General features: G+C 44.6%; 16 protein-coding genes. 8 read left to right on the top strand and 8 right to left on the bottom strand.

All coding sequences use genetic code 11. The features are described 5' to 3' along the window. Positions 1-142 precede the first annotated feature (142 nt). Positions 143-610 carry a hypothetical protein gene (locus H6F56_RS03570; RefSeq protein WP_190665474.1) on the bottom strand — a complete coding sequence of 156 codons (468 nt, stop codon included), beginning with the start codon at positions 608-610 and terminating at the stop codon, positions 143-145. A 700-nt stretch (positions 611-1,310) separates the two neighbouring features. Then, the gene (locus H6F56_RS03565; protein WP_190665473.1) at positions 1,311-2,828 is read right to left on the bottom strand and encodes a thioredoxin-like domain-containing protein; all 1,518 of its coding nucleotides are present in this window, start codon (positions 2,826-2,828) and stop codon (positions 1,311-1,313) included. A gap of 168 nt (positions 2,829-2,996) precedes the next feature. Here H6F56_RS03565 and H6F56_RS03560 point away from each other — a divergent pair, with 168 nt between their 5' ends. The 3 genes from H6F56_RS03560 to H6F56_RS03550 all read left to right on the top strand — a co-directional run bounded on the left by H6F56_RS03560 (position 2,997) and on the right by H6F56_RS03550 (position 5,531). After that, positions 2,997-3,473 (top strand): rhodanese-like domain-containing protein, encoded by a 477-nt coding sequence (locus tag H6F56_RS03560; protein WP_190665472.1) that lies wholly within the window; start codon positions 2,997-2,999, stop codon positions 3,471-3,473. Positions 3,474-3,560: 87 nt separating this feature from the next. Next, entirely contained in the window at positions 3,561-4,760 is a 1,200-nt protein-coding gene (locus tag H6F56_RS03555; protein WP_190665471.1) for an acyltransferase family protein, read from the top strand. A 39-nt stretch (positions 4,761-4,799) separates the two neighbouring features. After that, on the top strand, positions 4,800-5,531 hold the full coding sequence (locus tag H6F56_RS03550) for a TIGR04283 family arsenosugar biosynthesis glycosyltransferase (RefSeq protein WP_190665470.1): 732 nt from the start codon (positions 4,800-4,802) through the stop codon (positions 5,529-5,531). Here the strand turns inward: H6F56_RS03550 and H6F56_RS03545 are convergent. Then, positions 5,513-6,217 carry a DUF547 domain-containing protein gene (locus tag H6F56_RS03545; protein ID WP_190665469.1) on the bottom strand — a complete coding sequence of 235 codons (705 nt, stop codon included), beginning with the start codon at positions 6,215-6,217 and terminating at the stop codon, positions 5,513-5,515. The two genes, H6F56_RS03550 and H6F56_RS03545, sit on opposite strands and share 19 nt — an antisense overlap. Before the next feature lie 112 nt (positions 6,218-6,329). On the opposite strand from H6F56_RS03545, the gene H6F56_RS03540 reads away from it, so the two are divergent. Further along, positions 6,330-6,743, top strand: coding sequence for a hypothetical protein (locus tag H6F56_RS03540; protein WP_190665468.1), 414 nt, complete (start codon positions 6,330-6,332; stop codon positions 6,741-6,743). Positions 6,744-6,861: 118 nt separating this feature from the next. Here the strand turns inward: H6F56_RS03540 and fabI are convergent, their stop codons facing one another. Continuing rightward, entirely contained in the window at positions 6,862-7,638 is a 777-nt protein-coding gene (gene fabI / locus H6F56_RS03535) for an enoyl-ACP reductase FabI (RefSeq protein ID WP_190665467.1), read from the bottom strand. Between the two features lie 356 nt (positions 7,639-7,994). Here fabI and ntcA point away from each other — a divergent pair, with 356 nt between their 5' ends. The 3 genes from ntcA to ruvX all read left to right on the top strand — a co-directional run bounded on the left by ntcA (position 7,995) and on the right by ruvX (position 11,235). Beyond that, positions 7,995-8,666 carry a global nitrogen regulator NtcA gene (gene ntcA / locus H6F56_RS03530; protein ID WP_190665466.1) on the top strand — a complete coding sequence of 224 codons (672 nt, stop codon included), beginning with the start codon at positions 7,995-7,997 and terminating at the stop codon, positions 8,664-8,666. Positions 8,667-8,999: 333 nt separating this feature from the next. Beyond that, positions 9,000-10,643 carry a DUF3084 domain-containing protein gene (locus H6F56_RS03525; RefSeq protein ID WP_190665465.1) on the top strand — a complete coding sequence of 548 codons (1,644 nt, stop codon included), beginning with the start codon at positions 9,000-9,002 and terminating at the stop codon, positions 10,641-10,643. Between the two features lie 172 nt (positions 10,644-10,815). Next, on the top strand, positions 10,816-11,235 hold the full coding sequence (gene ruvX / locus H6F56_RS03520) for a Holliday junction resolvase RuvX (protein WP_190665464.1): 420 nt from the start codon (positions 10,816-10,818) through the stop codon (positions 11,233-11,235). A 39-nt stretch (positions 11,236-11,274) separates the two neighbouring features. Here ruvX and H6F56_RS03515 read toward each other — a convergent pair whose 3' ends face one another. The 4 genes from H6F56_RS03515 to psbH form a co-directional block, all read right to left on the bottom strand. Next, complete coding sequence (locus H6F56_RS03515) at positions 11,275-11,538, bottom strand: DUF3146 family protein (protein WP_190665463.1); 264 nt, start codon at positions 11,536-11,538, stop codon at positions 11,275-11,277. Positions 11,539-11,643: 105 nt separating this feature from the next. Then, positions 11,644-12,276 carry an aminoacyl-tRNA hydrolase gene (pth, locus tag H6F56_RS03510; protein WP_190665462.1) on the bottom strand — a complete coding sequence of 211 codons (633 nt, stop codon included), beginning with the start codon at positions 12,274-12,276 and terminating at the stop codon, positions 11,644-11,646. Positions 12,277-12,353: 77 nt separating this feature from the next. Further along, entirely contained in the window at positions 12,354-12,593 is a 240-nt protein-coding gene (locus H6F56_RS03505; RefSeq protein ID WP_190665461.1) for a TatA/E family twin arginine-targeting protein translocase, read from the bottom strand. 186 nt (positions 12,594-12,779) lie between these two features. Further along, the gene (gene psbH, locus H6F56_RS03500) at positions 12,780-12,983 is read right to left on the bottom strand and encodes a photosystem II reaction center phosphoprotein PsbH (RefSeq protein ID WP_190665460.1); all 204 of its coding nucleotides are present in this window, start codon (positions 12,981-12,983) and stop codon (positions 12,780-12,782) included. Positions 12,984-13,066: 83 nt separating this feature from the next. Between psbH and psbN the strand changes: the two genes are divergently transcribed. After that, entirely contained in the window at positions 13,067-13,198 is a 132-nt protein-coding gene (psbN, locus tag H6F56_RS03495; protein WP_190665459.1) for a photosystem II reaction center protein PsbN, read from the top strand. Positions 13,199-13,264: the final 66 nt, after the last annotated feature.

Here is a 13,264-nt window from a genome sequence, read left to right as displayed (position 1 = left end):
AGGGTTTTAAAAGTCAGTAAAGGAGCGGTTGTTGAGCGTTAACATGATCCAGTTGACGGTTTCGATTGATTGCAACTCGTAATTTGGTTGCATTTGCATCAAAGGTTTTAAAGTCATAAACCATGCGTTTGATTTCTCTGTCTTATGCAAATTCCGGTTTTTTGGTTATAGCCGGTTGCCATAAGAATGCTGAGGTTACACTCCAAAAAACACGACGGCAGGAGTTAGCGAGCGCTGCGGCAAAAAGCGAAGGCGCTTTAATTTCGTCGATTTCGGAGTCTAAATTTCCCTCGCCGGCAGCAAAAGCAGTGCCGGTTAAGTCAGGAGAAAAGACTGGTATCCAATGCTGCAACTGATTTGCATAGTGGGCTGGATTAGCTAAAATTAGCTGAAATGCACCTATCCGCCCACGCTTGGGATTACCAAGAGAAACATTTTGCAAGATACACATAGGAATGTGAGACTCCGATAGTTCACTGATCCGCCCAAACCCATCTTTTTTGGCGTCGGCTCTCGGAGATTTTGACTTGATCAATAATCCAGCGGTAAGACTTAGGAAGTATTCAATCGCTGAATCACTAAAAACGACGCTTTGTTCATTAGCAGCCATCTCGATTTCTCCATCAGTTGCTTAGCTCAGTTCAACAAGCGCAAGGGCAGTTGAACGTTTTGCTTGGAATGTTTGTAGAAGCACCTCTGGAGACGAGTTACCCGGTATCTAGGTCAACTCTTGGGGGCTACGCCCTTTAAGAAATCAACAGAAACTCTATAATGTCGAGTTTTTATCTACACACCTGATTGACTGCTCAAGCTATGTACACAATTATTTTATATTTCCTTCCAATCATCATCCGTAATCATACTGAAATTTTAAAGATTTGTCTTTTTTGCGAAAATTTTGTGTGTCCGTATAAGTAAGTAGAGGGCTTTAGATCAGCTGTATTGGCTTTATATCAAGGTTAAAAATATTTATATCAAGGTTAAAAATAGCTTATTTCAAGAGTTCAAGTTAACAATATCCGCCCAACGGGAGAGGTTATTTAAAGATTTGATGAACTAAAGCAACTTTAAAGGTCACTGAATCCTAAAAATTCCGACTTTTCAAGCAGCCGGGGTTTTCTCTCTGACGAGGGTTACAACTGAGATTGGAGGACTATCGAGGCTAAAAACTAACAAGATCCTCCTCAAGGTAGAGGCTATTTAAATGATCTAAACGTAGCGTGCCCTAGATTTGTCAGTCAGCCGATTTACCGGCAGCGCGTTAGCAGAAAAACCGGCGCAGACGTGACAAATCTAGGGCACTTGAGACTCTACACCGGCACGCAAACATCTGGTGAACACAATCTCGGAAAATCAAGGGTTTTCACCTTCAGTGTGTCTAATTCAATGCGCCGAATCACATGGTTGTTTGTATCGGCAATGTATAAGTAAGAACCGAGAACACTTAAACCGGCAGGCTCACTGAAGCGAGTTTCTTCGCCTACACCATCTTGCAAGCCGGCCACCCCATCCCCTAAAACAGAGATGCAAATTCCCGTCTTTGTCTCAACCCGCTTGATTTTGTGGTTGTAGCTATCTGCCACCCAGAGGAAACCGCCGGCATATTCCACCCCCAAGCAATGCTGCAAGCGCACATCCAAGCCTTGACCATCTTTGTCACCAAAACCGAAGAGTTCGCCGCTGCCGCAAACGGTTCGCACTTTGGCATTTTCTCCCAAACCAACAGCGCGAATTGAGCTGATTTCGCTGTCTGCAACAAAAAGTTCTTCCCCGTCGGTGGTGATACCGCTGGGTTGTGCAAAGGCAGATTCTGTTAAATCACCATCAATGCAAAATTCTCTGCCGGTGCCGGCATAGGTGCCGATCATGCCGGTGTCTAGCTGCATTTCCCAGATTTGGTGAGGGCCGGCCATTGCAATAAATAGGTGATTTCCCACCCGTTGCAAATCCCACGGAGAATTTAAAGCAGTTTGCAAACCGACACCACTGTGCGGATGAATGTTATGGCTTTGTTCGCCGATGCCGGCAATCGTTGCAACAGTTTGATTCTGCAAGTCAATTTGCCGCAGCGCATGATTTTCAGTATCGGCAACGTAGAGAATTTGATTTTCCGCATCCAGCGCCATGCCTTGCGGTGCAAAAAACTGCGCCTCGGTGAAGGAACCATCCGTTAATCCGGGAGTGCCGGTGCCGATAATATGCAAAACGTCGCCATCCAGGGTGGTGATAACGAGCTGGTGATGACCAGAATCTGCAATAAACAGGAGATCCTCACTCGCTAAAACCTTTCCGGGGAAAGCCAAAGGCGTCACCAACGGTTTGCGCTGCTTCTCCAAACTGAGGCTGAGTTCCTGAAAATTAATCGTGCCGGCATCCTTGTGTTGCTGAATTAATTTGCCAATCAGTTCATCTAAAGCATCCCGGTTGCCTTCGCCGGCAACATAACCGATGACGTAACCTTGCGGATCAATCACCATCAAAGTGGGCCAAGCGCGGACAGCATAGCTTTGCCAAACTCTAAACCCGCTATCCACGATCACCGGATGCTCAATGTCATAACGCAGAATCGCTTGGCGGATGTTCTCAACTTCCTTCTCGTTTTCAAATTTGGCGGAATGAACCCCGATGACTGTCAGGGAATCTTTGTATTTTTGCTCTAAATATTTCAACGTTGGCAGCACATGCAGGCAGTTAATGCAACAATACGTCCAAAAGTCAAGAATGACTACTCGCCCTTTTAGCTGTTGCAGGGATAGAGGGCGATCCGTGTTCAGCCACGGATAATTCTGGGGGAGTTCCGGTGCTCTGACGCGGGGTGTGGTGGTCATGATCTATTCATTCAGAAACTTTACATTTCTTTACTTTAACGAATTTTCAATTTGGCCTAACGAACACGCTTTGCAATCGGTGATTGCTTCCTAAAGTCAAGAATCTCATATTTTACTGACATCACCAGTAGGTAGAATTAAGCTAATAGTTATCAAATTTTTGATAGAATGTTTTCTGTTGGACGTGCGCTTGTATTCCGATTCCTGAAGCGGTTCATCACAATTAAGTTTCCCGATATCCAGTGGATTTCCACAAAAAAATTGGCGCATTGGCTAGAAGATCCGGCACAGTTGAAACCACTTTTACTGGATGCTCGAACTGAGGCGGAGTATGCAGTTAGCCATTTAAAAGCAGCGCAGCGGATCGATCCAAGGGTTCCTGAGTTGGCGGCATTAAAAGAAATTGCATTTGATCAGCCGATTATTGTGTATTGTTCAGTTGGCTATCGCAGTGCCGGTGTTGCTCAAAAGCTTCAAAAAGCTGGATTTAATCGGGTTTATAATTTGGAAGGCAGCATCTTTAAATGGGCAAATGAAAATCGGCCAATTTTTAAAGAGGGGTTGCCGGCACAATTAGTGCATCCCTACGATGCCTTTTGGGGAAAATTGGTTGAATGCCGGTGTCGTGCTGCCATTGATTGCTGAAGATCCCCCTTCTCAAAGGGACTTTTAGTTAACAATCAAATTTTTATTAAAAGCCATTACTTCCGCCAATCAGGAGAATGACTATCCATGAACTCAGCGGATCGCACTACAGAAGTTACGAGTAAACCTGAAAGACGCTATGAGCTTGATTGGCTTAGGGTACTTGCAGTTTTACTTCTGATTTATTTCCATACCGCAGCAATTTTTTATCGCGGAAATTTAGGGGAGTTTTATGTAAAAAATGACGTAGCAAGTCCGGCAATGCAGTTGTTCATCACATTTGTTCACCAATGGCATATGCCGCTTTTTTTCTTGGTTTCAGGATCGTCTACTTGGTTTGCACTTTCATTTCGCACCGGCAGCGAATATATCACAGAACGCTTCAAACGACTTTTTATCCCATTCTTATTTGGAACTTTAGTCATTGTTCCCCCTCAAGTCTATTACAGGCTTTTAAGTAACCCAGATTATCAAGCCTCTTACTTGCAATTTTATCCGCAATTCTTTAACGGCATTCGTCCTAAAGGAAATTTTGAATGGGCGCATCTTTGGTTTTTAATTTATTTATTAGTTTTTTCTTTAATAGCACTGCCACTATTCCTTCATTTCAAAAAGAAAGAAAGCCAGCCTTTAATTCAAAAAATTGCCAATTTTCTAGAAAAGCCAGGAGCAATCTTTTTATTAGCAATTCCCCTAGCAATTATTGAAGGTGCTTTACGGCCTAGATGGCCCGGGTTACAAAATCTTTATGATGATTGGGCAAACTTTTGTTTGTATCTTCTTTATTTTATTTATGGCTATTTCGTCTGTTCCGATTCGAGATTCAAGCAAGCGATTGATAAAAACTTAAAAGTTTCAGTTATTCTTTCGGTTGCCGGCATGACCGTGCTTTTATATTTATGGATGACTAACACCGTCCCCGAACGGGGTTACTCATTAGAATATGTCGTTTATCAAATATTTCGCGGATTTAATTCTTGGTGTTGGGTAATTGCTCTGCTTGGTTTAACTCAACGTTATTTAAATTTCAACAATACTTTGCTGCAATATGCAAGTGTTGCTTGTTACCCGTTTTACATTCTACATCAAACAGTTCTTGTGGCAATTGGCTTTTATGTGGTGCGATGGAATGTTGGGATAATGGAGAAATATTGGGTAATTAGCACCGCGTCGCTTTTGGGAACAATTATCCTGTACGATCTCTTTGTAAAGCGGATTAATATCCTGCGATTTCTGCTTGGGCTTAAGCCAATTAATAAGGAATACGTCCCACAGCAAAAATCTTGAATACATCAGTCAACACTGTAATTAATAGAATATCCTCTCATGTCTCGCGTTTCTATTATCATCCCCACCCTAAATGAAGCAACCAGCCTGGGACGAACTTTGCGATGCCTTCAGACACTCGATCCTGCTGCTTGGGAAGTGATTGTCGTGGATGGTGGCAGTGAAGATGAAACAGTCGAAATTGCTAAAGCCGCTGGGGTGCCGGTTGAAATGTGTGATCGGCGGGGACGATCCATTCAAATGAATCAAGGCGCAAAAGTTGCAACCGGCGATATCCTTTGTTTCTTACACGCAGATACTTGGATTCCCGATGATTTAATCGCCGTGATTCAGCAAACTTTAGCAAATGAAAAAGTTGTTGCTGGGGGATTTATTGCTTTGATGGCAGGCCCTCAAACAACAAGATGGGGAATTTCCTTACATAATTATATCAAAACTTACTACGCGCCGCTACTTTTTAAACCTCACCTATTTTTTAAAGGACTGCGTCTTTTATTTGGAGATCAAGTAATCTTTTGCCGCCGGCATGAGTTTTGGGAGTGTGCCGGTTTTGATGAAAATCTTCCGATTATGGAGGATGGTGATTTATGCGTCAAGCTTGTACAAAAAGGAAAAATTCGCTTAGTAAACCGCATCGTTCAAACTTCAGATCGGCGCGTGGCAAAATGGGGTTCTCTCAAAGCCACAGGGATCTACCTTTACATTGGCTTACTTTGGGGATTTGGTGCCTCTGCAACTTATCTGAAACAGTTCTATGAAGACATCCGTTGATTGAGATTCCAGTCATAATACAGGTAAGAAATTGGCGTATCCGAAGTTAAAGGTAAATCCTCTATTAAGTAAGAGCGAATATACGTTTGAACGGATGGAGCGATTTTCAGGAAATCCTTTCGATACCATTTTAAAATTTGGCTACAGTAAAGCGTTTCCTTCTGAGAATCATACCTAACTTTTTCCGGATTATTAATAAATCGGCGTACGTCATCCTCTAATTGCTCTTGCACTCGTTCTGGCCAATAAGCTTCATTTCTTAACAAGGGACATCCAATAGAAGCACAGACAATACTAAAATGAATTCGAGGTTCATTGAATTTGTCGCGTAAAATTTTATTTTCAATTTGAGCAAGGCTATAACGATTGCCGGCAAAGGAATAAGCAGGCCGAGAAAAGAACCATAAAAAGGCAACCCAGTTAGGAATTCCTAGAATTTTAGGTCGAATCGAATCAATCGGATACCGTTCTAGAATTGTAGAAATCGTGAAAGCATTGTAAAGGTTAATCCACAATGCTAATTCCTCTTTTGAGCTGAGTTCCAGTTTAAGAGCCGGTTCTGCTAAATTCGATAGCCAGTCTGCAAGTGTTTGGGGCTGCTCATTTTTCCAAGCCAGATAGTCGACCCGTCCCTGCTCGTCAACATATCGGCGCAGAAGTGCATCCCAAGGGGAAAAGTCAATCATAGAAGTTAAGCTGATAAGATTCCTTTATTTACTTTACCTGCTTTTTACAGTCTGTCTAAAATGGTTAAAATTTCTATAAAAGCGTACTCAACTAATCAATAATTTTCTTATAATGTACTTTGAAAGTTATGGCAAAATAGACAAGATGAAGAAAAAATATGTCTTTTTTGGAGTTGCGCTGAGTTTTGTCAGCATTGCCGGCTTAAATGCTACCGCGCAACAACTCGAATGTTTTGGCAGAATTTGTGTTAATCCAAAAAGCATTAGCCTCACACAGTCCCGCTTTCCAGGTGCACCTGACTATGAAGTTAGGCAATTTTATGGAAGCACAGAATATAACAACGGCCCTGTTGGATCAGAGATGGAAGTGGATTGTGAAGAAAGACAATTTAGAACCGTCAGAGTCAAAAATGGCCGGCGCTGGCGAACATCAGATTCCCGGTGGACTTTAGTCGGAGAAAATGATCCAGAAAGCGACTTGGGAAACCTGGTTAACTATATTTGCGAAATGCCTCTCGACGAGTGATGTGAGAAGATAGGGTAAAAAAATAATCTTATAAGTGACAAAATAATCTTTTGATAAAGCCCGCCTGTGCGGGCTTTTTTCGGATAACTGCAGACTGCAACCGGCAAGCAATCGGGAATTACATCCCCATAATTGCGTAACCGGCATCCACATACAGAACTTGGCCTGTGATGCCACTGGCCAAATCACTGCATAGGAAAGCCGCCGTATTTCCCACTTCTAATTGCGTCACAGTGCGACGTAGGGGCGCAATTTCTTCAACATGGTGAATCATATCCAAAATGCCACCAACCGCCGAAGAAGCCAGCGTACGAATTGGGCCGGCTGAAATCGCATTCACCCGAACATTTTGTGGGCCAAGTTCAGCCGCCAGATAACGCACATTCATTTCCAGCGCCGCCTTTGCAATTCCCATCACATTGTAGTTAGGAATTACCCGCACACCGCCCAAATAAGTCAGCGTGACAATGCTGCCGCCTTCTGTCATTAATGGTTTAGCAGCCGCGCCTAGCTGAACCAGCGAATAAGCGCTGATTTCCAAAGCTTGGGTAAAACCGGCCCGCGAAGTCTTGCTAAAATCGCCTGTGAGTTCATCCTTGCCGGCAAACGCCAGACAATGAATCAAAATATCTAACTTGCCCCACTTCTCGCCCACAGTCTCAAAAGTAGACTTGATTTGGGCATCATCTTGGACATTACAAGGGACAAACAAGCTGGGGTTGAGCGGTTCCACCAGTTCAGCCACCTTTTTCTCCATACGCCCCTTTTCATCGGGCAAATAGGTGATGCCGAGATTTGCACCCGCTTTGTGTAGCTGTTGAGCAATTCCCCAAGCAATTGAACGGTTGTTGGCAATGCCGGTGACAAGGGCATTTTTTCCGGTTAAATCTAGCATAGTTATCAATTGGACAGCAATTTGCAGGCCACATAAAGCCCAAAGAGCCAATAATAACTGAGTTAGTGTTACCTAGCACCAGGAAAGACCCCCAGATGTCTCAGGTTCCGGCTAAGATAATGGTCAAGCTTTAATCATAAACTAGCGATTCCTGGCGGCGGAGCTGACAAACTTAGCTCAGTTTGCGCTCAATTGCCTATTAATTCGTGATTCCTTCAAAATTATGTATCGCATTGTACAAAAAAACACTGGAGAGTAAGATTATGTGTTCTAAAGTCACACAACGATCGCATTAAGTTACTTCGTCGGTTAGTTATCGGGCAAAGTCTCTAGGGCACGGATGAAAGGTAATGGATATGGTCATGACGCAAGATAGACCGCTAGCCTCAGTATTCCGTCAAATGGGAGGTGGGGCGTTTCCGCCGGTGGTGGAAACCTACGAACGGGGCAAAACAATCTTTTTTCCCGGAGATCCTGCAGAACGGGTTTATTTTCTCCTTAAAGGCGCGGTGAAGCTTTCCAGAGTTTATGAGGCTGGGGAGGAAATTACCGTCGCCCTACTGCGAGAAAATAGCGTGTTTGGCGTCCTGTCCCTGATTACAGGACATCGTTCTGACAGGTTTTACCATGCAGTCGCCTTTACGCCGGTGGAACTACTTTCAGTACCCATTGAACAAGTCGAGAAGGCACTCAAAGACGATCCCGACTTGTCAATGGTGATGTTGCGAGGACTTTCCTCTCGGATCTTGCAAACCGAGATGATGATTGAAACCCTAGCGCACCGGGATATGGGTTCGCGCCTTGTCAGCTTTCTGCTGATTCTGTGTCGGGATTTTGGTGTTCCCAGTACCGAGGGGATTACGATTGACCTGAAGCTTTCCCATCAAGCAATCGCAGAAGCCATTGGCTCAACACGAGTCACCGTCACCCGCTTACTGGGAGATTTGCGGCAAGAAAAAATGATCTCAATCCATAAGAAAAAGATTACAGTCCACAACCCAGTTGCTTTAAGTCAGCAATTTACCTAATTCATGATTTCGGCGTTCGCGTTCCACTAAATCAGGGGCGTGAGGGTGAGCCGTCAACTGGCAACTGTAGCCAATAAAAAGTGAATAGTGAAGCGGGACAAGTCCTCTTTGCTCCTATTGAAGGGTTTTGGGTTTCACCCTTTGCCTCAAACTTTTCACCCTATAGCGCTACTCTACTCCCATTCTTAGTCTCTCCCTCAGTGGTTACGAAAAAATTTCTAGCAAACATCCTTTGCAACTCCTTCGGGAATTACTGATCCAGTGTGTCGCGGAAACGTTAGGCTGTATCTTGGTTTGCTGTAGCTTTATACTCAAAGGCTTCCCGACAGGTAGATGACCATTGGATACATCCTGATTGTGGCAATTTTATTGTTGGGGGGGGTACTCGCAACAGCCGGTGATCGCATTGGCACGAAAGTTGGAAAGGCGCGACTGAGCCTATTTAATCTCCGTCCCAAGAAAACGGCAACTTTAGTCACGATTGTTACTGGCGTCACCATTTCAGCCTCAACTCTGGGTATTTTATTTGCCACGAGCGAGCCATTACGCAAAGGCATTTTCGAGTACGACAAGATTCAAAAAAACATTAGAAGAACCCGTAAAGACCTAGAAAAAGCCAATATTGAAAAAACGAAAGTAGAGGCTGAGTTAAGCAAATCCCAAGCTCAGCAATCAGCGGCTCAGCAACGCCTAAATGCAACAAATTGGTCATTGCAAGCTGCCCTCGGAAAACTGGATGAGGCGGCTGACGAACTAGCGGCGAAAGAGGAGCAATTGAAAAGCTCTCAGAACCAACTGAGTCAAACAATAGCTCAGAAGGAAGCGCTGAAAGAAGAAATTAAAAAACGTCAAGCTGAACGCCAAGCGCTGCTCGATCAGTTGGAGCAAGGGAAAGTTCAGATTGCTCAACAGAATCAAAGGATTGACGAAAAAAATCAAGAGATTCAGCAGCAAAATCAAAATATTGATCGAAAAAACCAAGTAATCGATCAGCAAAATCTAGATATTGCGCGACAAAATCAAGAAATAGAACAGACGAACCAATTGCTGGCTCAGCAGAATCAGCAAATTGAGCAAACTACCCAAGAACTCGCTCGAAAAAACCAAGAGATTGAGCAAACAAACCTAGAACTTGCTCGAAGAAACCAAGAAATTGAGCAAACTAACTTAGAACTTGCTCGAAAGAATCGAGAAATTGAGCAAAAAACTCAATTGCTAGCTCAGCAAGAAAATCGGCTTCAACAATTGGAAAGTCAGCAGGCTTTCTTACAACAAGAAGTGCAAATTCTGGAGCGAGAATTTCAAAACTTACAAGTCGGTACAATTGTTCTGCGACGGGGGCAAGTCCTAACTTCTGCCGTTGTCCAAATCGTCGATCCCTCAGCTGCTCCTCAAGCGGTGGAAAAACTTTTACAGCAAGCGAATTCATCTGCTCTTAAAATTGCTCAACCTGGGACGGATGATGTTAATGAACCTGTGGTTCAAATTGCGCCGGCTCAAATTGAAGAATTAATCGCTCAGATTAGTGATGGCGAGGAATACGTGGTGAGAATTCTCTCAGCGGCTAATTACTTACTCGGAGAAACGCGGGTGCAAGTCTTTGTGGATGCAGCCCGCAATCGAGTGGTGTTTATGCCGGGAGATGTGGTGGCAGCAACTTCTGTTGATCCGAAAACAATGAGACTGGAACAGATGCGGCAGCGGATCGAGCTGTTGCTAGCTGCTTCTAATTTTCGAGCACGTCGGGCGGGTATTCTGGCTGATACGGTTCAAATTGGAGACGGCAGCATTCAAACACTCATTCGCTTTTTTGAGCAACTTCAGCAGCAAAACCAACCCGTGGATGTGAAAGCGATCGCGGCAGAGGAAACATACACAGCCGGCCCTCTGAGGGTGGAACTAGTGGTCATTAAGGATGGAAAGGTGCTTTTTCAAACGTGCCGGCCTGGTTCTGGAATCCGGCAAGATTGTACTTAATCACTATTTTTGGAAACACAACCGAAGTCCAAGCGCTTCGCGTACCTTCGCCACTAGCTCAGCAAAAATATCATCAAAATTATGAAGAAAATTAAGGTAAAAATAAGAAGGTAAAACAGAAGATTCATGTCTTCTTTTTCTGTTCTCGCCGGCTCTCTATCCCTGGAAAGTTATGATTAATCCTCCACAAATAATATTAGGTTTTGATCCCGGACGCCTCAAGTGTGGCGTTGCTGTAATGGGGGTAAATGGCAAAGTATTTCTACATCAAGTTGTACCGTCAGAGAAGGCCATCTCAACTATTCAATCTCTGTCTCAAGAATATTCCACCGGCTTATTGGTAATGGGAGATCAAACCACAGCAAAATCTTGGAAAAAACAACTCATTGAGGCACTACCGGCCTCAGTGGAAATTGTGATGGTTGATGAGCGCTATAGCAGCTTAGAGGCACGGGATCGTTACTGGGAAATGTATCCCCCTGCCGGCTTGTCACGTCTGATTCCCAAAGGGATGCGAGAGCCTCCCCGTCCTGTGGATGACATTGTCGCGATCGTTTTAATCGAACGATATTTGAAACTCCAGAGCCGGTGAAACCAGCCGGCGCAGATGCCCCATGCCCAATCCCCCCTATTAAAGCTCCGCCCGAATCGTAAACGAGTAATCACCCCCAGGTTCAAGCTGGTAGTCCCATTTTTCCAAGAAGCGTCCTAGCGGTTCCTGAATTAAAGCTCGCCCGCTAGAAGGCTCAATGGCAAGTTGGCCACGTTTGAAACACCATTGAAACTGCCATGCATAGGAGCCGGCAATCACTTCTCCTTCTATCGTGCCTTGTTGCCAAGACTGCTGAGTAACCCGGACATGGGCCGTTGTTTTTGGGAGACGGTTAGAACTCATACAAAATCCGTCTGTACAGATGCTACTTACAAGCTGCTGAAAGTTAGGTTAAAAAAATAAAGCCCGCATCTACAGACTTTTATTGATTAGCAATTACCCGGATATTTACGCACCATCACTGGTGACTGTACGATTATTGTAAAAATTCATTGCTTTTTCCACACCCTGCTTCAGACTGAGTTCCACAGCATCCACAACGAGTTGTAGAACTTCTGACATTAACTTCGTTTCAGCCGGCGAAAATTTGCCGAGAACGTGAGAAATAGCGGGATCACCCTCGTTTTCAGCCGGCTTGCCAATCCCAATTCGCAGACGAGGAAAATTTTGGGTGCCCAGATGAGAGATCGTGGACTTCATCCCATTATGACCGCCGGCAGACCCAGACAGCCGCAACCGCAGCCGGCCTACAGGCAAATCCATATCGTCATAAATCAGGAGTACCGATTCTGCCGGCAGCTTATACCAATCCGTCACCGCTCGAATCGCTTGGCCAGAGCGATTCATGTAGGTAAGCGGCTTGAGCAGGCGAATTTTATTGCCTTTTAAACTTTGTCCTTCCCCAAACGCTGCCTGAAACTTGCGATTTTCAGCCAAGGGAATCTGCCAAGAACTGGCTAAGGCGTCAACAGCGGCAAAGCCGATATTGTGCCGCGTTCGATCATATTTTGGCTCTGGATTCCCCAAACCCACGATCAGCTGGGGAATTACCAAAGCCGGTGATGCCGTTGCTTCTGTCATTACACTTCGTCTTTAAATCTTGAGAAGAAGGCAAAAGGCCAAAAACCCCCTTCATCCTTCATTGTTTCCCGATATCCCTAGCCTTGCTCAGATGTGCCGGTTATTTTCTCAGATTTAGCCGGTGCAGTCGTTGCTTGCTCGATTTCCTCAACTTCCCGCTTAAACTCTGACTCAAACTCATTAGAAGCTTGTTGAAAGCCTCGAATCGCCTTACCCATACTGCGACCGATTTCTGGCAATTTTTTGGGGCCAAATACCAACAAGGCGAGTACCATAATCACCGCCATCTCCGGCAAGCCAATCCCAAAAATATTCATGCGCCTTCCTCCTGCGACTTCTCGCTCTAGTATAAAACCGACAAAAAAATCCCGGTCCAGCCGGGAAGCAATATCACAAGCCTAACGAATAAATTCCTGGCTTTCCAAACGATAGAGTCAATAATGTTTCGTGGCGAGTGGCGGCGGAGGCGCACTTGCTCTCTAGCGACACTGCCACGGCATCAACTAGCCGCCTAGACTTCTCCAATCCACATCGACGTTCTGAATCAGCAGTGAGGAGTTGTAGAGTTGCAGAATGATCAGCAAGAATACGAAAAATAGACCCATAAACACAGCCATCAATGGCGTTGTGCCCCAACCGGGTGCTACTTTACCATACTCGGAGTTAAGGGGTCTGAGGATTTCTCCCAACCTAGTCCGTTGTGCCATAAGTCACCTATGAAGAGTCTCGACAGAAGTTTTTAACGTTTTGTAAAATTGTATAAGATTAACACTCATAATTTATTTATCAGATGGAACCCGCAACAGTTCTTAGCATTTCGATTTGCGCCGTCTTGGTCGCGATCACCGGCTTTTCAATCTACACGGCTTTTGGCCCACCTTCTAAAGACTTAGCAGATCCATTTGAGGATCACGAAGACTAAGATACCTCCCTTGCACTCGCTGTGCCAAGGTTTCAGCTTGGCTGTTCTCTCAGTTGCTGCTCAAAA

The organism is Microcoleus sp. FACHB-672, from assembly GCF_014695725.1.
GTDB lineage: Bacteria > Cyanobacteriota > Cyanobacteriia > Cyanobacteriales > Oscillatoriaceae > FACHB-68.
Note: the sequence above shows the minus strand (reverse complement) of the source record. Positions and strands in the feature narration are given on the sequence as shown.

Coding starts and splice junctions, on each gene's coding strand:
- ruvX (WP_190665464.1), top strand. CDS start 10,816: ATGATTAATCCTCCACAAATAATATTAGGTTTTGATCCCGGACGCCTC.
- H6F56_RS03570 (WP_190665474.1), bottom strand. CDS start 610: ATGGCTGCTAATGAACAAAGCGTCGTTTTTAGTGATTCAGCGATTGAA.
- H6F56_RS03545 (WP_190665469.1), bottom strand. CDS start 6,217: ATGATTGACTTTTCCCCTTGGGATGCACTTCTGCGCCGATATGTTGAC.
- H6F56_RS03540 (WP_190665468.1), top strand. CDS start 6,330: ATGTACTTTGAAAGTTATGGCAAAATAGACAAGATGAAGAAAAAATAT.
- H6F56_RS03515 (WP_190665463.1), bottom strand. CDS start 11,538: ATGAGTTCTAACCGTCTCCCAAAAACAACGGCCCATGTCCGGGTTACT.
- H6F56_RS03560 (WP_190665472.1), top strand. CDS start 2,997: ATGTTTTCTGTTGGACGTGCGCTTGTATTCCGATTCCTGAAGCGGTTC.
- pth (WP_190665462.1), bottom strand. CDS start 12,276: ATGACAGAAGCAACGGCATCACCGGCTTTGGTAATTCCCCAGCTGATC.
- H6F56_RS03550 (WP_190665470.1), top strand. CDS start 4,800: ATGTCTCGCGTTTCTATTATCATCCCCACCCTAAATGAAGCAACCAGC.
- H6F56_RS03565 (WP_190665473.1), bottom strand. CDS start 2,828: ATGACCACCACACCCCGCGTCAGAGCACCGGAACTCCCCCAGAATTAT.
- H6F56_RS03555 (WP_190665471.1), top strand. CDS start 3,561: ATGAACTCAGCGGATCGCACTACAGAAGTTACGAGTAAACCTGAAAGA.
- H6F56_RS03505 (WP_190665461.1), bottom strand. CDS start 12,593: ATGAATATTTTTGGGATTGGCTTGCCGGAGATGGCGGTGATTATGGTA.
- fabI (WP_190665467.1), bottom strand. CDS start 7,638: ATGCTAGATTTAACCGGAAAAAATGCCCTTGTCACCGGCATTGCCAAC.
- psbN (WP_190665459.1), top strand. CDS start 13,067: ATGGAACCCGCAACAGTTCTTAGCATTTCGATTTGCGCCGTCTTGGTC.
- H6F56_RS03525 (WP_190665465.1), top strand. CDS start 9,000: ATGACCATTGGATACATCCTGATTGTGGCAATTTTATTGTTGGGGGGG.
- ntcA (WP_190665466.1), top strand. CDS start 7,995: ATGGTCATGACGCAAGATAGACCGCTAGCCTCAGTATTCCGTCAAATG.
- psbH (WP_190665460.1), bottom strand. CDS start 12,983: ATGGCACAACGGACTAGGTTGGGAGAAATCCTCAGACCCCTTAACTCC.